This is a genomic window from Aeromonas sp. sia0103 (assembly GCF_963895295.1).
Taxonomy (GTDB): Bacteria; Pseudomonadota; Gammaproteobacteria; order Enterobacterales; family Aeromonadaceae; genus Aeromonas; species Aeromonas encheleia.
In genome coordinates, this window is the sequence record NZ_CAWQKG010000044.1 from 268,411 (window position 1) to 287,319 (window position 18,909).

An 18,909-nucleotide genomic window follows, 5' to 3' on the forward strand; every position below is an offset into this window, starting at 1 on the left:
ACAGCACAGTCTTATGCCAAAGAAGGCGGCTGCAGCCGTGAAAAAAACGGGGCAAGTTTATAATTTTGTTAATGAAATGAGAAGTGAAAAGGGCGAGCTCTGTGCTCGCCCTCTCATTTACATTTACAGAACCAGTCGACGAATGTCGGACAGCACACCACTCAGAGTGGTGACGAAGCGAGCACCGTCAGCACCGTCGATGACGCGGTGGTCATAGCTCAGTGCCAGCGGCAGCATCAGACGCGGCACGAACTCCTTGCCGTTCCACTTCGGCTTCATCTCGGACTTGGAAACACCGAGGATGGCCACTTCCGGCGCGTTGACGATCGGGGTAAAGCTGGTACCGCCGATGCCACCCAGGCTGGAGATGGTGAAGCAACCGCCCTGCATGTCGGCAGCGGTCAGCTTGCCGGCACGGGCCTTCTTGGAGATCTCGGCGAGATCGCGGGACAGCTCATAGATGCCCTTCTTGTTGACGTCGCGAACGACCGGTACTACCAGGCCCCCCGGAGTGTCAACCGCCACACCGATGTGGATGTACTTCTTCATGATCAGCTTGCTGCCGTCTTCGGACAGGGCGCTGCAGAAGCGCGGATGCGCCTCCAGGGCCTTGGCGGCGGCTTTCAGGATGAACACCAGCGGGGTGATCTTCACATCCAGCTTCTGCTTCTCGGCCAGCATGTTCTGCTCTTTGCGGAACGCTTCCAGATCGGTGGTATCGGCTTCGTCGAACTGGGTGACATGAGGGATCATGGCCCAGTTGCGGTGCAGGGCAGGACCGGAGATCTTCTGGATCCGGGTCAGGTCCAGCTCTTCGACCGGGCCGAACTTGCTGAAGTCCACCTTCGGCCATGGCAGCACGTTCATGCCGTTGCCATTGCCGGTACCGGCAGCAGGAGCGGACTCGGCGCGCTTGACGGCATCCTTCACGTAGGCTTGCACGTCTTCTTTGACGATGCGGCCCTTGCGACCGGAGGCCTTCACCTTGGCCAGGTTGACGCCGAACTCACGGGCCAGACGACGCACGGCCGGAGAGGCGTGAACATAGGCATCGTTGGCGACGAAGTCGGAAGAAGCGGCAGCCGGGGCAGCGGCCTGAGCCACCGGGGCGGCAGGTGCAGCGGCAACGGGTGCAGCAGCCTGGGCAACCGGGGCGGCGGCAGGTGCGGCGCCAGCCACTTCGAATACCATGATCAGGGAACCGGTAGAGACCTTGTCACCGGCCTTCACCTTGATTTCCTTGACGATACCGGCGAACGGCGCAGGTACTTCCATGGAGGCCTTGTCACCTTCGACCGCGATCAGGGACTGGTCGGCTTCGACCTTGTCACCCACGGCGACCATGATTTCGGTCACTTCCACTTCGTCACCGCCGATGTCAGGTACGTTGACCTCTTTGGCAGCGGCGGCAGCCGGGGCAGCAGCCACGGGAGCGGCAGCCTGAGCCGGGGCAGCCACGGCGGCAGGTGCGGCACCCGCCACTTCGAATACCATCACCAGGGAACCGGTAGAAACCTTGGCGCCGGCGGCAACCTTGATCTCGACCACGCGGCCCGCGAACGGAGCCGGTACTTCCATGGAGGCCTTGTCACCTTCCACGGCGATGATGGACTGGTCGGCTTCGACCATATCGCCCACGGCAACCATAATCTCGGTCACGTCCACTTCGTCGTCACCGATGTCCGGCACGTGCACGTCTTTGCGAGCGGCAGCAACAGGAGCAGCCGGCGCTGCAGCAGCAACCGGGGCGGCAGCCTGAGCCGGCGCGGCGGCAGCCGCACCCTCGGCTTCGAAGATCATGATCTGGGAACCGGTGGCAACCTTGTCGCCCACCTTGATCAGGATCTCTTTGACGATACCCGCGGCCGGAGCCGGGACTTCCATGGAGGCCTTGTCGCCTTCTACCGCGATGATGGACTGGTCGAGCTCGACCTTGTCACCCACGGCAACCATGATTTCGGTCACTTCAACTTCATCGGCACCGATATCCGGCACCATAATCTGTTTGGACATTGTGATTTATCCTCTTACGCGTACGTTTATCGCGTTAACCTTGGCAAGAGCAGGTTCCGGCTCGTTGTTGCCGTCCGAACCCTGTGTTTGTCCTCTTACCCTTATGTCGCATTAACCTGGGCAAGGCCCTGTCCGGCACGCAGGTCCGGACAGGGCACTCAATCCTCTTACGCGTACAGCGGGTTAACCTTGTCGGCATCGATGCCGTATTTAGCGATGGCGTCGGCCACAACCTGCTTGTCGATCTCACCGCGCTTGGCCAGTTCGGTCAGGGCAGCAACGACGACATAGAACTCGTTCACTTCGAAGTGACGACGCAGGTTGGCACGGCTGTCGGAACGGCCGTAACCATCGGTACCCAGTACCCGGTAGTGCTCGGTCGGCACGAAGGCACGTACCTGCTCGGCGAAGGACTTCATGTAGTCGGTCGCGGCGATGGTGGCATCGCTACCCAGCACTGAGGTGATGTAGGGTACGCGGGCAGTTGCGGTCGGGTGCAGCATGTTCCAGCGATCGGCGTCCTGACCATCACGAGCCAGCTCGTTGAAGGAGGTCACGCTGAACACATCGGAACCCACGCCGTATTCGCTCGCCAGGATCTGGGCGGCGGTACGCACGTGACCCAGGATGGAGCCACAACCCAGCAGCTGTACCTTGGCCTTGTTACCGGCCACGGATTCCAGCTTGTAGATACCCTTGCGGATGCCTTCCTCGGCGCCTTCCGGCATGGCCGGCATGGCATAGTTCTCGTTCAGGGTGGTGATGTAGTAGAAGACGTTCTCCGGCTTCTCACCGTACATGCGGCGCAGGCCGTCCTGTACGATCACCGCCACTTCATAGGCGTAGGACGGATCGTAGGAGATGCAGTTCGGGATGGTGCCGGCCAGGATGTGGCTGTGACCATCTTCGTGTTGCAAGCCCTCTCCGTTAAGAGTGGTACGACCGGAGGTCGCGCCCAGCAGGAAGCCACGGGCTTGCTGGTCACCGGCTGCCCACGCCATGTCGCCGATCCGCTGGAAGCCGAACATGGAGTAGTAGATGTAGAACGGGATCATCGGGCAATCGTTGGTGCTGTAAGAGGTCGCAGCAGCCAGCCAGGAGGACATGGCGCCCAGCTCGTTGATACCGTCTTGCAGAACCTGACCCTGCTTGTCTTCCTTGTAGTAGGAGACGATGTCACGGTCTTGCGGGGTGTACTGCTGACCGTGCGGGCTGTAGATGCCGATCTGACGGAACAGACCTTCCATCCCGAAGGTACGGGCTTCGTCGGCCAGGATCGGGACGATGCGCTTGCCGATGGACTTGTCTTTCAGCAGCACGTTCAGGGAACGCACGAACGCCATGGTGGTGGAGATCTCGCGCGCCTGCTCACCCAGCAGCGGGCCGAAGGCATCCAGCGCCGGGATTTCCAGCTTGGTGGTGCTCTCGCGCAGACGGGTCGGTACATAGCCCTTCAGCGCGGCACGGCGAGCGTGCAGGTACTTGTGCTCTTCGGTACCTTCTTCGATCTTCAGGTACGGCAACTCTTCCAGCTGCTCATCAGTGACCGGCAGGCTGAAACGATCGCGCAGGTGACGCACTGAGCCCAGATCCATCTTCTTGACCTGGTGAGCGATGTTCTTGCCTTCAGCCGCTTCGCCCATGCCATAACCCTTGATGGTCTTGGCCAGGATGACGGTCGGCTTGCCCTTGGTCGCTGCGGCCTTGGAGAAGGCGGCGAACAATTTACGGGGATCGTGACCACCGCGGTTCAGAGCGAAGATCTCCTCGTCGGTCATGTCTTTGACCAGCGCGGCGGTTTCCGGGTAACGGTTGAAGAACTGCTCACGGACGTAAGCGCCGTCACGGGACTTCATGGTCTGATAGTCGCCGTCCACGGTTTCGTTCATCAACTGGATCAGCTTGCCGGAAGTGTCTTTCTTCAGCAGCTCATCCCACTTGCGACCCCAGATAACCTTGGTGACATCCCAGCCGGCGCCTGCGAACAGACCTTCCAGCTCGTTGATGACCTTGCCGTTACCCACGACCGGACCGTCCAGACGCTGCAGGTTGCAGTTGACCACGAAGACCAGGTTGTCGAGCTTTTCACGCACGGCAACGGTCAGGGCACCCTTGGCTTCCGGCTCGTCCATCTCGCCGTCACCCAGGAAGGCGTAAACGGTCTGCTCGGAGCAATCCTTGATACCACGGTCGGTCAGGTACTTCAGGAAGCGAGCCTGATAAATGGCGGCGATGGGGCCCAGACCCATGGAAACGGTCGGGAACTGCCAGAAGTCCGGCATCAGTTTCGGGTGCGGATAGGAAGGGATGCCCTTGCCGTCCACTTCCTGACGGAAGTTGTCCAGCTGATCTTCGGTCAGACGACCTTCAGCGAAGGCACGGGCGTAGATGCCCGGGGAGATGTGGCCCTGGAAGTAGACCAGATCGCCACCGTCCTTCTCGCTGCGAGCGCGGAAGAAGTGGTTGTAGCAGACTTCGTAGATGGTCGCGGAAGAGGCGAAGGAAGACATGTGACCGCCGAGGTCCAGGTCTTTCTTGGAGGCGCGCAGCACTATCATCATGGCATTCCAGCGGATGATCGCGCGGATGCGACGTTCCATCTCCAGGTCGCCCGGGTAAGCCGGTTCGTCGCTGGCAGGGATGGTATTGATGTAGTCGCGATTCGCCTTTTCAGCCACGTCAACACCGCTGATGCGTGCCTTCTCAGTAAGCTGTTCAAGGATGAACTGAGCGCGTTGGGGACCCTCTTCACGCAGCAGGGATTCCAGAGAGGCAAGCCACTCCAGCGTTTCTATCGGGTCCACATCGTTCTTCAGGATATCAGACATGGCTGGTTCCTATTGTTATTTGCACGGCGGTTAAGATGCGCAAGAATTCGACAATAAAGCCTTGTGGGATTAGTTTTCCTGCTGACGGATCCGACGCATGGATCGCTGGATCCGGCTGTCTTCCCTCTGCATATCCAACAAGGTGTCCTCGATAAAGGCCAGGTGCTCATGACAAGCAGCCCTGGCCCGCTCCGGAGCCCCCGACAGGATAGCCTCGATCAGGCTCGCACGATGGCGACGGATCTTGGCTACCACTCCCGGACGGCGATTCAAAATTTCATTATTTCGTAAAATATTCTGTTCGAGCATGGGGCCCATGGCCCGCAACAGGTGCAGCAGCACCACGTTGTGCGATGCCTCGGCGACCGCCAGATAAAACTGGGTGACGGCGGCAGATTCGACCACCAGCGACCCCTGCTGACCCGCCTCTTCGATGGCGGACTGCGCCTGGCGGATCCGCTCGAAATCGGCCTCGGTCCCCCGCAGTGCGGCATAGTAGGCACAGATGCCTTCCAGCGCGTGACGAAACTCCAGCAGATCGTACTGGGCTTCAGGGTGAGTGCTGAGCAGTTCGAACAGGGGATCGGCGATCCCCTTGCTCAGGGCATTCTGCACATAGGTGCCGCCACCCTGACGACGATACAAGAGTCCTCTCGCTTCCAGGCGCTGGATGGCTTCGCGCAGGGAGGGGCGCGATACCTGAAACTGGATGGCGAGTTCGCGCTCCGGTGGCAGCTTCTGCCCCGGCTGCAAGCTGCCTTCCAGAATCATGCTTTCCAGCTCGGCGACGATGGCGTCGGCCAGCTTGGGCTGAGTAATCTTGATATAGGGCATGGGGCTACTTTGTTAAATTGGTATTACCAATTCTATGATTGGGGCGAAAATTAGCAGAGGGCATAGGAAAAGTCCACCCAAAATATGATCTGCATCAAGATTGAAGGTTGCCACTTTAGGGGTAAAAGACGGGAATTATGATGTGGCTCAAAGAAAATGGTCTGACCAATATTTATGAGCTTCCTCACAGATAACATTTGGCCAACAGCCTGAAAGAATGGCTCGCCATAGAGACAAGCCATTGATTTTAAAAATACAAACTAAAGTTTAGCTTTGTCACTTGAAGTTGAGCAGATGGCGATAGTGAGCCCATTCGAAACTATCGCCCGGATCCGTCTTGCGACCGGGGGCAATATCGCAATGACCGACAATCCGCTCCGGGGTGATGGCAGGATATTGGCCTGATATGGCTCGGGTGAGCCCCGCCAGCGTCAGGTACTGCGCCTCCTCGTAGGGCAGCTCATCTGTCCCCTCCAGCTCGATGCCGATGGAGAAATCGTTGCACGCCTCCCTGCCCTCCCAGCTCGACACCCCGGCATGCCAGGCGCGGGCACCGAATGGCACATATTGCACCAGCTCACCATCGCGCCGGATCAGGCAATGGGCCGAGACTCGCAGCTGATGGATCTCGGCGAAATAGGGGTGCGCGGCAGGATCCAGTCGCCCCAGGAAGAGGTCATCTATCCAGGGACCGCCGAACTGCCTGGGTGGCAGGCTGATGCCGTGCACCACCAGCAGGGAGATGTCGTCCGGGCTGGCCCGCTCGTTTTGGTGGGGGGATGGCACCCGACGGGCCTGCTCACACCACCCCTCGGCATCGATGGAAAAAACTGCTATGGGCTGCGTCATCATCTACTCGATCCACAATGGAAATGTGCCCGCTAGCGGGCGGCCGCTCCCATCATAAACTGGGAACAAGCATCTGAATTCATGGGTGAAACTGTGTTAGGCTGAACCATCATTCGCAAGGCACTGGACCCCATATGCACCCGATGGCACGCCGTCTCTGGCTGCTGGCCTGGCTCTCCCTGCTGGGGCTACTGACCCTCTACTTCTACTCAGGTGCTCAGCCGACCGTGACCGCCAGCGGCGATCTGCTGCTCAAGGCCGATGCCAGCGGCCACTATCGTCTGGAGGGTGCCATCAACGGTCAACCGGTGCAACTGCTGCTGGACACGGGAGCCACCCGGGTGACGGTACCGAGCCAGGTGGCCAACCGCCTCGGCCTGATCGCCACCGGCCGCAGCCGGGTCAACACGGCGGCCGGCGAGATCCAGGTCCATACCAGCCAGATCGAAAGCCTGGCGATGGGCCCACTGACCTTGTACGATTTGTCCGTGTTTATCAATCCGGCGGCCGACGGGGAGGAGATCCTGGTGGGCATGAATGCCCTCGGCCGGCTGGAATTGCGCCAGAAAGACAGGCAGTTGCTTCTCAGACCCTTGCAGGAATAAGGCATGTTACAACAGGACATCAGCCGCGCCGTACGCGCCGCACTACTCGAAGACTTAGGTCAAGCCCTCACCGTACTGGATCAACCGGACGCCAGCGCCGACATCACGGCCCAGCTGATCCCGGCCGATCGCATCTCGACCGCCCGTGTCATCACCCGCGAAGCTGGCGTGTTCTGCGGCCAGCCCTGGGTCGATGAGGTGTTCGCCCAGCTAGGTGGCGAGGTCAAGGTGGAATGGAAGGTCCAGGATGGTGAACAGCTCTCACCGGGTCAGGAGCTGTTCCGCCTCCATGGCCCGGCCCGCATCCTGCTGACCGGCGAGCGCAACGCCTTGAACTTCGTGCAGACCCTCTCCGGCGTCGCGACCCTCACCGCCCGTTATGTCGCCGAGCTGGCAGGCACCGAATGTCGCCTGCTCGACACCCGCAAGACGCTGCCCGGCCTGCGCAACGCCCAGAAATATGCCGTCACCTGTGGCGGTGGCAAGAACCACAGGATCGGTCTGTTTGATGCCTACCTCATCAAGGAGAACCACATCCTCGCCTGCGGCGGCATCAAAGAGGCCATCGCCGAGGCCCGCCGCCTCAACCCGGGTAAGCCGGTGGAAGTGGAAGTGGAGTCGCTGGCCGAGCTGGAGCTGGCCCTCAGCGCCGCCGCCGACATCGTCATGCTGGATAACTTCGATGTGACCATGATGCGCGAGGCGGTCACCCTCAATCAGGGCCGCGCCAAGCTGGAGGTGTCTGGCAATGTCACCCTGGAGACGCTCGCCGACTATGCCGCCACCGGCGTCGACTTCATCTCGGTGGGTGCACTGACCAAGCATGTGCGGGCGCTGGATCTCTCGATGCGCTTTGTCTGAATGCGGACGGGAGAGAAACCCTTCGTTTCGCCCTGCCAGATATTACAGGTCTCGAAACTTGCAAAAGGCGCCACTGGCGCCTTTTCTTTATGCAGGATCCCACGGCATAAGGAGTGTGAAGATGGGCCCTCCCGACGATGAAGAAAAGAGCCATTAGAGGCTAATTAATGTTTGATTTTTCTATGATTTTCACTAAATGACAGAAAAGTGGTTAACAAAGGGATAACCTCTGTTGCCAACCCGAAGCGCTCGGATAAGATACTGCCTTGTGGATAGATTTCCACCAGCACTTATCAGGAACCATGGACAAAAGGATATTTGACATGAAAAGACAATCAGGGTTTACGCTTATCGAATTGATGATAGTGGTTGCGATCGTCGCCATCCTGGCCGCCATCGCACTGCCGGCCTATCAGACCTACACCAAAAAAGCGAAGTTCTCAGAAGTTGTCACTGCGACTGGTGCATTTAAAACCGCGGTAGAAGTGTGCGCGCAGAAAGATGGTGATATGGCGAATTGTACAACGGCAGGAAGCAATGGTATCCCACAAGATGTCAGTGGTGCCGCTGGTAGTTTTGTTGCGTCAGTTACCATAGGCCCAGGGACAGCTAGTGGTGCAGTTGAAATATTGGCCACCGGGGCGAACCCTCCCTTCGAAGATGCGGAGAAAACTTACATTTTGGGCGGTCAATTTACTAATGGCCAAGTTATATGGACCAATGCGGCAAGCGGTAGTTTATGCTTGACTTCTGGTATCTGCTAACGCATGACCTCTAGCCCCAATAGCGGCCTGGCCACCAGCCTGGCCGCCTCTTCCCTCCTCAGTGAGCCGGACTCACAGCGCTTCCTGAGCCAGGCCAGGGCGCAGCGCAAGCCTTTTGTCACCTTCCTGATCGAAAACGATATCCTCGACAGCAAGGCGCTGGCGGATTTCTGCGAGCTGGAATATGGGGTACCTCTGCTGGATCTTGCCGCCTTCGATCTGGCCGAGATCCCGCAGAAATACCTCAATCAGAAGCTGATTGAGAAACACCATGTGCTGCCCATCTACACCCAGGGCCACACCCTCTATATCGCCATGTCGGATCCGACCAATGTGTCGGCACTGGAGGATTTCGGCTTCAGCTTCGGCCTGCACACGGAAGCCTTGCTGGTCGAGGAGAGCAAACTGACCACCGCCATCGGCAAGCTGATGGAGAACGAGCAGGATGCGCTCGGCATGGACCATATCGACGAGTCCGAAATCTCGGAACTCGAAGTCTCTGACGAAGGCTCTCGGCTCGATGAGGGCGTCAATACGGCGGATGACGATGCCCCCATCGTGAAGTACATCAACAAGATCATGATGGATGCCATCAAGCGCGGCGCCTCGGATCTGCACTTCGAACCCTATGAGACCAAGTACCGGATCCGCTTTCGGATCGACGGCATTCTGCATGAAATCGCCACCCCACCGGTCAACCTGGCCAACCGCTTCTCCGCCCGTCTCAAGGTGATGGCGCGGCTCGATATCGCCGAGCGACGCCTGCCCCAGGATGGCCGGATCAAGTTGAGGCTGTCACGCCACAGATCCATGGACATGCGGGTCAACACCCTGCCCACCATGTGGGGTGAAAAGATTGTGATCCGCCTGCTGGACTCCTCGGCGACTCGCCTCAACATAGAGCAACTAGGCTTCGACGACCGGCAGAAGGCCCAATACCTGAAAGCCCTCTCCAAACCCCAGGGCATGATCCTGGTCACCGGCCCCACTGGATCCGGTAAAACGGTCTCACTCTATACCGGCCTCAACATTCTCAATACCAACGAGGTCAATATCTCCACCGCCGAGGACCCGGTGGAGATCAACCTGCCCGGCGTCAACCAGGTGCAGATCAACCCCAAGGCCGGACTCACCTTCGCCAGTGCCCTGCGCTCTTTCCTCCGCCAGGATCCGGATATCGTCATGGTGGGGGAGATACGGGATCTGGAGACAGCCGAGATCGCCATCAAGGCGGCCCAGACCGGTCATCTGGTGCTCTCGACCCTACACACCAATTCGGCGGCCGAGACCCTGACGCGGATGATGAACATGGGGGTCCCCGCCTTCAACATCGCCTCCTCGGTGACTCTCATCATGGCCCAGCGCCTCGCCCGAAAGCTATGCGATCACTGCAAGACGCCGGAGGTGGTGCCGGACGCCGAGCTGCTGGAGCTGGGCTTTACCCCCCAGCAACTGGCCGCCGGATTGCGGCTGTTCAAGCCGGTCGGTTGCAAGGAGTGCTCGGGAGGATACCGAGGCCGCGTCGGCATCTATGAGATCATGCTCATGTCCGACAACATCGCAAAATTGATCATGCAGGGGGCCAACTCCCTGCAAATAGCTGCCATTGCCCAGAAGGAGGGCATGCGTAATCTGCGTATCTCAGGTCTCGAAAAGGCAAGGTTGGGGGTCACCAGCCTGGCCGAGATCAACCGGATCACCACCAACTGAGCCCAGCGTTTCCAACCCATTCACCCGGGTGATGCCCATGCGGCATCCCTCGAGGATGTTCTTCAAGCCAAGGCGGCCCGGACAGGGAGCTATATCATCCGGCCACCGTCGCCCAATTGCAGGATGCAGTGATGGCAACATTAGCGCAAAAACGTAACCCGCCCAAAAAGGTCTTCTCCTTCCGCTGGCACGGGGTCAATCGCAAGGGGCAGAAGGTCTCTGGCGAGTTGCAGGCCGACAGCATCACCACCGTCAAGAGCGAGCTGCGCAAGCAAGGCGTCAACGTCACCAAGGTCAGCAAGCAGAGCCAGGGGCTGTTTTCCAAGGGTGGCGCCAAGATAAAGCCGATGGACATCGCCGTCATCTCCCGCCAGATCACCACCATGCTCTCCGCCGGTGTGCCGCTGGTACAAAGCCTGCAGATCATCGCGCGCGGCCACGAAAAGGCGGCGGTACGCGACCTGATCGGCCAGATCGCCGCCGATGTAGAAACCGGCACGCCCATGTCAGAGGCACTGCGCCGCCACCCCCGCCACTTCGATACACTCTACTGCGACCTGGTAGAGGCGGGAGAGCAATCCGGTGCGCTGGAGACCATCTACGACCGGATCGCCATCTACCGCGAGAAGAGCGAGGCACTCAAGTCCAAGATCAAGAAGGCGATGCTCTACCCAGCCATGGTCATCCTGGTGGCCATCATAGTGACCTCCATCCTGCTGCTGTTCGTCATTCCCCAGTTCGAGGAGATCTTCAAGAGCTTCGGCGCCGAACTGCCCATCTTCACCCAGTTCGTCATCGGCATCTCCCGCTTCATGCAGCATTGGTGGTATGCGATCTTTGGCGGCATCGCCCTCGCCATCTTCCTCTACGTGCGCGCCTGGCGCAGCTCCCAGAAGGTACGGGATAACACGGACAGGTTCATCCTCACCATCCCCATAGTGGGCTCCATCCTGCACAAGGCGGCCATGGCCCGCTTCGCCCGCACCCTCTCCACCACCTTCTCCGCCGGTATCCCGCTGGTTGATGCCCTGGTCTCGGCCGCCGGCGCCTCCGGCAACTATGTCTACCGCACCGCCATCATGGCCATCCGCAACGAGGTCGTGGCCGGCATGCAGATCAACGTCGCCATGCGTACCGTGGACCTGTTCCCCGACATGGTGATCCAGATGGTGATGATCGGGGAAGAATCCGGCGCCATCGATGACATGCTCTCCAAGGTGGCTGCCATCTTCGAGCAGGAAGTGGACGACATGGTAGATGGCCTCACCAGCTTGCTCGAGCCCTTCATCATGGTGGTGCTGGGAGTGCTGGTCGGTGGCATGGTCGTCGCCATGTACCTGCCCATCTTCAAGCTGGGCTCTGTGATACACTGACCCCCTGCGGCCCGACCTGCAGACCCGGGTGGCAAACCCCGCCGGCATCAGCCGGCGCGGGTACGATCCTTTATGGCTCTCTTTCCCAATATAAAACGGTTGATTATGGCGTCTCTGATCGAACTGGCCCACGGCCTGCCCTGGCTCTACCTCTCCCTGACGTTTCTCTTCTCCCTGATGATCGGCAGCTTCCTCAACGTGGTGATCCATCGCCTGCCCATCATGCTGGAGCGGGAGTGGCACGCGGAATACCGCAGCTATTTTGACAGCGATGCCGAGCCCGCCCCCACCACGCCTTACAACCTGATGGTACCGCGCTCCTGCTGCCCTCATTGCAACCATCCCATCGGGGCGCTGGAGAACATCCCCCTGCTGAGCTGGCTCTGGCTCAAGGGGCGCTGCCGAGAGTGCCGGGCTCCCATCTCGGTCCGCTATCCGCTGGTCGAATTGCTGACCGCCCTGCTGTCGGTGGCCGTCGCAGCGACCCTGGCCCCGGGCTGGGGCACCCTGGCCGCTCTGGCGCTGACCTGGGTGCTGGTCGCGCTCACCTTCATCGATCTGGACAAGATGCTGCTGCCGGACCAGCTCACCCTGCCACTGCTGTGGGGAGGCCTGCTGTTCAACCTGCTGGGCGGCTTCGTCCCGCTGGGAGATGCGGTGATCGGGGCCATGGCCGGGTATCTGGTGCTATGGAGCCTCTACTGGGCCTTCAAACTGCTCACCGGCAAGGAGGGGATGGGCTACGGTGACTTCAAACTGCTGGCCGCCATCGGCGCCTGGCTGGGCTGGCAGGCTCTGCCCATAGTGCTGCTGCTCTCCTCCCTGATCGGCGCCCTGATCGGCCTCACGCTGATCGCCCTGCGTCGGCATCATCAAGCCAACCCTATTCCCTTTGGCCCCTATCTCGCCATCGCGGGCTGGATCGCGCTGCTGTGGGGGGATAGCATCACCCGCTGGTATCTGAACACCGTCCTCTAACACAAGGGTGCCCTGACAATGTATGTAGTAGCTATCACCGGCGGGATCGGCAGCGGCAAGACGACCGTCGCCAACCAGTTTGCAGCTCTGGGTATCGAGGTGATCGATGCCGACCTGATCGCCCGCGAGGCGGTGGAGCCCGGCACACCGGCACTGACCGCCATCGCCAGCCATTTTGGTCCCGGCATCCTGGATGAACAGGGGCGACTGGACAGGCGTGTCCTGCGCGAGCGAATCTTCAGCGAGCCGGCGGCCAAACACTGGCTCAACACCCTGCTCCACCCCCTCATTCGCAGCGAGATGCTGCGCCAGTGCGCGGCGGCCAGCTCGCCCTACTGCCTGTTGGTGGTGCCGTTGCTGGTAGAGAACCGGTTGATGAACTTGGCCGATCGAGTGCTGGTCATCGACGTGGATGAGGCGACCCAGATCGAACGCACCTGCCGCCGGGACGGGGTGAGCCGCGCTCAGGCGGAGGCCATTCTGGCCGCCCAGGCGAGCCGGGCCGAGCGGCTCGCGGTGGCCGATGATGTGCTGGACAACCAGAGTGGTACGAGTGAGACCATCCGGGCGCGAATTTTGGCGCTGCACGAGACATATCTGGCATTTGCCACTCAACAAGCCCGCCAAGTGTGAGTACACTAGGCCGGTTTATGGCTGGCCAGGATTAGGCATGATTTACGATTTCCCCCTCAACGAAAAAAGCCGGACCTATCTTCGTCTGGAGTCCCTGTTTTCCCAGATCCGCGACAATCTGGAGAGTGACCAGCCTTGGGCACACATCGCCTTCTTCAAGGGGTTGTTCGATCTGCAGGAGCTGCTGGAGCGCGGCGATCTGCGTGCCGATCTGATCAAGGATCTGGAGCGGCTCGGTCAGCGTCTGAGCCATTGGGCCAGCCTGCCGGAGGTCGATCTCGAGCAGATCCAGCGGATGCAGCAGGAGAGCGCCCAACTCTCCCGCAGCCTGCTCAATTCGCCACGGCCCGGTGCTCGCCTGAAAGAGGATCGCCTGCTCGGCTCCATTCGCCAGCGCTTTTCCATTCCGGGTGGCCTGTGCGCCTTCGACGTGCCACAGCTGCACCACTGGCTGGCGACCCCGGCCGTCGCTCGCCATCAACAGATGCAACAGTGGCTCAGCGACATCAACCTGCTGATGAACGCCATCTCCCTGCTGCTGCGGCTGTGGCGCGAGTCCGGCCACTTCAGCGACCAGGTCGCCACCAATGGCTTCTTCCAGGATACCGCCGAGGGCGCCGAGCTGATCCGCATCCGCATCCTCGGCAACCACTCCTGCTATCCGACCCTGAGCGGTCACAAGAACCGGTTCGCCCTGCGCTTCCAGCCGACGACGGAGCAGCAGATCGGCGACGTCCCCTTCCAGCTAGCCTGTTGCTAACGGTCAAGGAGCCAATATGGTCACCAAGGTGAAGTGTCCGACCTGCCAAACCGAGATAGAGTGGGGCCCGCAGAGCCCGCTTCGTCCCTTCTGCAGCAAGCGCTGCCAGCTGATCGATCTCGGCGAATGGGCCGATGAAGAGAAGCGCATCCCGGGCGAGATCAATCCGGATCTGCTGCCCTACCCGGACGAGGGTGAGCAGTGGCAATGAGCCAGATACCAAAAAGGGCCCGCAGGGCCCTTTTTTAATATCGGCACCCCGGCAAATTACTCCGCCAGCGATGCCTGCAACCGCGCCACGATCGGGCCGTTGGCATCCGGGAACCGGTATTCGTGCAAATCGGCCAGCGGCACCCAGCGGCACTCCTGCCCCTCCTTGCCGAAGGGCTCGCCACTGAAGCGGGTCACCTTCCAGATATCCAGCAACACCTGCTTGTCAGGATAATCGTGGTACAGCTCCATGAAGGGTGCGCAATCCTGTACCCGGATCCCGATCTCCTCCCACAACTCCCTGTCCAGCGCGGTCAGCAGGTCTTCTCCCGACTCCACCTTGCCCCCCGGGAACTCCCAGCGATCGCCCTGATGGCGGTCTGAGGAGCGTTTGGCGAGGAAGATCTCGCCCTTCTCATTCTCGATGACGCCGACCGCCACCCAGATCCGTTTCTTCGGTTCCATCTCTGTCCTCAACGTAAGCACGGCAACGCGGCAATCCAGGGGGCCAGCCGACTGGCCTGCTGCGCCTCCTGAGCCGTAAAGATATCCTGCCCCACATGCTCATTCCCACTCGGGGCGGGCTGTGGCCAGGGGCTCACCCCGGGCGGGGTGAAGCAACGATCATGCACCAAGCAGCTTTGGCGCAGATAGCGCCACAAGCAGTCGCGCAGGAACCACTGATCCACATTCGGTGTCTCCATGGTACCCGGTTGATAGGTGGCAAGCAGCGGGGTCAGCGGCGGCAGGATGCCGGCCACGCCTCCCCACATTCCCGCCAGCACCAGATCGGTATGGCTCCACCAGTCACGCATGATATGGAACCAGCGCTCCGATGCAAGCCAGGCATCGACGGCGAGACGTTCCCGGATGTTCAGCACGGAATCCGCATCGCGGATCAGGAAGCGCCCCACCCCGGGATCGTTGGCCACCAGGAAGCGCCAGCACAGGCGCTGGCGCAGAGACTGTCCGGCCGGCTGCACCAGCACCTCGGCACCGTGCTCCTGCAGACACGCCAGCAAGGCTGCCGGCACGCTCGCATCCACATAGAAACGCACCCGCCAACCCGGATAGAGATAGGCCGCCGCCAGCACGTTGTCGAGCGCACCGCGCAGATAGCGCCGCTCGCTGCCCCACAGGGAGAAGGCGATGACCTTCTGCCGGTCGGGGCGCTCGGCCAGCCAGGTATCCGGGCCACCTGCGGGCAGCGCCCACCCCTCGGCCGGCTGACCGCTCGCCTCATCCTTCAGGATCAGTGCACGGGTGCCCGCCTGCGCCGCCTCGGCATGACGCCCAAGCTTGGCGAGGGAGGTGCAAAGGCCATCCTGGGCCAGATATTCCCTCGGCTCCCGTCGCGCCAGCTCGGTCAGTCGCAGCAGCGCCCGCTCATATTGGCCGGAGCGCGACAGACAGACACAGAGGTTGCGCAGCACCTCGTTGTCATCGGGTTCGGTCTGATGGGCCAGTTCCAGCACTTGTGCGGCCGAGGCCGGATCGCCAGACAGAAAGAGGTAATAGGCAAACTGCAGCTGCAGGGGTGCGGGCTTGAGGCGCTCCCCGTTCAGTCGTGCCAGCACCAGCTGGACCGCCTCCTGTCGCCTCTCCTGCAGCCAGCTGGCATGGGCCTCTTCGTCCCACCCTGTCGGCGCCTTGCTCATCTTATCTCTCCTTCCTTGGGGGCCCTGAAATGAATGCACCGCCCGGAGGCGGTGCATGAATCACGACAAGGGATCAGGTCAACTGACCGTGGCAGTGCTTGTATTTCTTGCCGGAACCGCAGGGGCAAGGATCGTTGCGACCGACCTTCTGCTCGTCACGCACGAAGGTGACATGACCCTCTTCGGGCTGGGCCTCTCCGTCGGCCAGCTGGTTCTCGGCGGCGGCATGGGTATAGGTACGGGGAGCCGCTTCCGCCTGCTGGCGCTGATGCTCTTCCATCGCCTCCACGTCGCGCTCCTGCACCTGCACCCGGCTCAGGATGCTGACCACGTCGCGCTTGAGGGTTTCCAGCATCTGGGTGAACAGATCGAAGGACTCGCGCTTGTATTCCTGCTTGGGGTTCTTCTGGGCGTAGCCGCGCAGATGAATGCCCTGACGCAGGTGATCCATGGCCGCCAGGTGCTCCTTCCAGAGGCCATCCAGGGTCTGCAGCATCACCGCCTTCTCGAAGTTGCGCAGCACCTCGACGCCGACCAGCTCCTGCTTGTGGGCGTAAAGCTTGGTGGCTTCTTCCAGGATGCGCTCGCGCAGCTTCTCTTCATACAGCTTGTCATCTTCCGCCAGCCACTGCTGCAGCGGCAGATCCAGCGAGAAGTCGGACTTCAGGCGCGCTTCCAGGCCCGGCACGTCCCACATCTCTTCCAGGGACTGGGGCGGGATGTACTCGTCGATGACGCTGCCATAGACGTCGTCGCGGATGACGTGGATGGTGTCGGAGATGTCATTGGTGTCCAGCAACTCGTTGCGCTGCTCATAGACCACCTTGCGCTGATCGTTGGCCACGTCATCGAATTCGAGCAGGTTCTTGCGGATGTCGAAGTTGCGACCCTCCACCTTGCGCTGGGCGTTCTCGATGGCCTTGGTCACCCAAGGATGCTCGATGGCCTCGCCCTCTTCCATGCCCAGCTTCTTCATCATGCTGGTGACACGGTCGGAGGCGAAGATCCGCATCAGGGTATCTTCCATGGAGAGATAGAAACGGGAAGAACCCGGGTCACCCTGACGACCGGAACGGCCGCGCAACTGGTTGTCGATACGGCGGGATTCGTGGCGCTCGGTACCGATGATGTGCAAGCCGCCGGCGGCCAGCACTTCATCGTGGCGGATCTGCCAGGCGGCCTTGATCTCGCGGATCTGCTCGTCGGTCGGGTTCTCCAGCGCGGCGATCTCGGCCTGCCAGTTGCCACCCAGCACTATGTCGGTACCACGACCGGCCATGTTGGTGGCGATGGTCACGGCACCAATCTGGCCAGCCTGGGCGACGATCTCGGCTTCCATGGCGTGGAACTTGGCGTTCAGTACCTTGTGCGGGATGTTCTCCTTGTTCAGGATGCCAGACAGCAGCTCGGAGTTCTCGATGGAGACAGTCCCCACCAGCACCGGCTGGCCACGGGAGACGCAGCCACGAATGTCTTCGACGATGGCGGCATACTTTTCCTGGGCAGTCAGGTAGACCAGATCGCCCATGTCCTTGCGCACCATCGGCTGGTTGGTCGGGATGACCACGGTATCCAGACCATAGATCTGTTGGAATTCAAAGGCTTCGGTGTCGGCGGTACCCGTCATCCCCGCCAGCTTGTCATACAGACGGAAGTAGTTCTGGAAGGTGATGGAGGCCAGGGTCTGGTTCTCGTTCTGGATCTTGACCCCTTCCTTCGCCTCGACGGCCTGATGCAGACCATCGGACCAGCGACGGCCCGGCATGGTACGACCGGTGTGCTCGTCGACGATGACGATCTCGTCCTTCTGCACTATGTAGTCGACGTTGCGCTCAAACAGGGTATGGGCGCGCAGGCCGGCGTTGACGTGGTGCAACAGGCTGATGTTGGTGGCTGAGAACAGGGAGTCATCCTCCGCCAGCAGCCCCTCTTTCTTGAGCAGCTCTTCCACGAAGATCTGGCCGGTTTCGGTCAGCAGCGCCTGACGGTTCTTCTCATCCACCGTGTAGTGGCCGTCACCGGTGTACTCTTCGGAGTCTTCCTTGTCCTGCTTGACCAGCAGCGGGATCAGCTTGTTGACGCGGATGTAGAGCTCGGAGCTGTCTTCGGCCGGGCCGGAGATGATGAGCGGAGTACGGGCCTCATCGATGAGCACGGAATCCACCTCATCCACCAGCGCGTAGTTGAGCGGACGCTGCACGCGCTGCTCCGGCGAGAACGCCATGTTGTCGCGCAGGTAGTCGAAGCCGAATTCGTTGTTGGTACCATAGGTGACGTCGGCGGCGTAGGCGTCGCGCTTCTGGGACGCATCCATGCCGGGCACGTTGCAGTCGACCGTCATGCCGAGGAAGGTGAACAGCGGGCGGTTCGCCTCAGCATCACGCTTGGCCAGATAGTCGTTCACCGTCACCACGTGCACGCCACGACCGCTCAGGGCGTTCAGATAAGCCGGCAAGGTAGCGGTAAGCGTCTTACCTTCACCGGTCTTCATCTCGGCGATGCGGTTGGAGTTCAGCACCATACCGCCGATCAGCTGCACGTCGAAGTGACGCATGCCAAACACCCGGCGGGAGGCTTCGCGCACGGTGGCGAACGCTTCCGGCAACAGCTGTTCCAGCGTCTCACCCTGCTCAAGACGCTGACGGTACTCAGCGGTCTTGGCCTGCAGCTCCTGATCGGACAGTGCCTCGAACTGAGGCTCCATCGCATTGATCTGTTTTACAATTTTGCGCAAAGCCTTGAGCGTTCTGTCGTTCCGGCTGCCGATAATCTTGGTGAGCAGTGTGCTAATCATGGGTACCAACTGTTTTGGTTATATTTGAGCGTTCCGTCA

General features: G+C 60.6%; 16 protein-coding genes. 9 read left to right on the forward strand and 7 right to left on the reverse strand.

The annotated features are described in order from the left end of the window. Nucleotides 1-123 precede the first annotated feature (123 nt). The 4 genes from aceF to ampD form a co-directional block, all read right to left on the reverse strand. Nucleotides 124-2,013, reverse strand: a complete 1,890-nt coding sequence (gene aceF, locus AACW18_RS15265) for a pyruvate dehydrogenase complex dihydrolipoyllysine-residue acetyltransferase (protein WP_218389141.1) — start codon at nt 2,011-2,013, stop codon at nt 124-126. 167 nt (nt 2,014-2,180) lie between these two features. Further along, complete coding sequence (aceE, locus tag AACW18_RS15270; protein ID WP_218389142.1) at nt 2,181-4,841, reverse strand: pyruvate dehydrogenase (acetyl-transferring), homodimeric type; 2,661 nt, start codon at nt 4,839-4,841, stop codon at nt 2,181-2,183. 69 nt (nt 4,842-4,910) lie between these two features. After that, nucleotides 4,911-5,675 (reverse strand): pyruvate dehydrogenase complex transcriptional repressor PdhR, encoded by a 765-nt coding sequence (gene pdhR / locus AACW18_RS15275; RefSeq protein ID WP_042653203.1) that lies wholly within the window; start codon nt 5,673-5,675, stop codon nt 4,911-4,913. A 276-nt stretch (nt 5,676-5,951) separates the two neighbouring features. Next, a complete protein-coding gene (gene ampD, locus AACW18_RS15280) occupies nt 5,952-6,524 on the reverse strand; it encodes a 1,6-anhydro-N-acetylmuramyl-L-alanine amidase AmpD (RefSeq protein WP_218389143.1) in 573 nt (190 codons plus the stop codon). A 134-nt stretch (nt 6,525-6,658) separates the two neighbouring features. Between ampD and AACW18_RS15285 the strand changes: the two genes are divergently transcribed. From AACW18_RS15285 to yacG, 9 genes are all read left to right on the forward strand, one after another. Then, nucleotides 6,659-7,129, forward strand: coding sequence for a retropepsin-like aspartic protease family protein (locus tag AACW18_RS15285; RefSeq protein ID WP_042653204.1), 471 nt, complete (start codon nt 6,659-6,661; stop codon nt 7,127-7,129). Between the two features lie 3 nt (nt 7,130-7,132). After that, the gene (gene nadC, locus AACW18_RS15290; RefSeq protein ID WP_218389144.1) at nt 7,133-7,990 is read left to right on the forward strand and encodes a carboxylating nicotinate-nucleotide diphosphorylase; all 858 of its coding nucleotides are present in this window, start codon (nt 7,133-7,135) and stop codon (nt 7,988-7,990) included. A 323-nt stretch (nt 7,991-8,313) separates the two neighbouring features. Continuing rightward, a complete protein-coding gene (locus AACW18_RS15295) occupies nt 8,314-8,754 on the forward strand; it encodes a pilin (RefSeq protein ID WP_218389145.1) in 441 nt (146 codons plus the stop codon). Nucleotides 8,755-8,757: 3 nt separating this feature from the next. Continuing rightward, complete coding sequence (gene tapB / locus AACW18_RS15300; protein ID WP_218389146.1) at nt 8,758-10,464, forward strand: PilB family type IVa pilus assembly ATPase TapB; 1,707 nt, start codon at nt 8,758-8,760, stop codon at nt 10,462-10,464. A 131-nt stretch (nt 10,465-10,595) separates the two neighbouring features. Beyond that, nucleotides 10,596-11,837, forward strand: coding sequence for a type II secretion system F family protein (locus AACW18_RS15305; RefSeq protein ID WP_218389147.1), 1,242 nt, complete (start codon nt 10,596-10,598; stop codon nt 11,835-11,837). Nucleotides 11,838-11,942: 105 nt separating this feature from the next. After that, complete coding sequence (locus tag AACW18_RS15310) at nt 11,943-12,815, forward strand: prepilin peptidase (RefSeq protein WP_218389148.1); 873 nt, start codon at nt 11,943-11,945, stop codon at nt 12,813-12,815. An 18-nt stretch (nt 12,816-12,833) separates the two neighbouring features. Then, a complete protein-coding gene (coaE, locus tag AACW18_RS15315; RefSeq protein ID WP_218389149.1) occupies nt 12,834-13,448 on the forward strand; it encodes a dephospho-CoA kinase in 615 nt (204 codons plus the stop codon). Between the two features lie 37 nt (nt 13,449-13,485). Further along, nucleotides 13,486-14,208: a cell division protein ZapD gene (zapD, locus tag AACW18_RS15320; protein WP_218329451.1), complete on the forward strand. Its 723-nt coding sequence runs from the start codon at nt 13,486-13,488 to the stop codon at nt 14,206-14,208. Between the two features lie 16 nt (nt 14,209-14,224). Beyond that, nucleotides 14,225-14,419: a DNA gyrase inhibitor YacG gene (gene yacG, locus AACW18_RS15325; protein ID WP_218389150.1), complete on the forward strand. Its 195-nt coding sequence runs from the start codon at nt 14,225-14,227 to the stop codon at nt 14,417-14,419. Between the two features lie 56 nt (nt 14,420-14,475). On the opposite strand, the gene mutT is transcribed toward yacG, so the two are convergent. The 3 genes from mutT to secA form a co-directional block, all read right to left on the reverse strand. After that, the gene (mutT, locus tag AACW18_RS15330; RefSeq protein ID WP_218389151.1) at nt 14,476-14,883 is read right to left on the reverse strand and encodes an 8-oxo-dGTP diphosphatase MutT; all 408 of its coding nucleotides are present in this window, start codon (nt 14,881-14,883) and stop codon (nt 14,476-14,478) included. 8 nt (nt 14,884-14,891) lie between these two features. Further along, nucleotides 14,892-16,076, reverse strand: coding sequence for a tetratricopeptide repeat protein (locus tag AACW18_RS15335; RefSeq protein WP_218389152.1), 1,185 nt, complete (start codon nt 16,074-16,076; stop codon nt 14,892-14,894). A 73-nt stretch (nt 16,077-16,149) separates the two neighbouring features. Beyond that, entirely contained in the window at nt 16,150-18,870 is a 2,721-nt protein-coding gene (gene secA, locus AACW18_RS15340; RefSeq protein ID WP_218389153.1) for a preprotein translocase subunit SecA, read from the reverse strand. Nucleotides 18,871-18,909 lie beyond the last annotated feature (39 nt).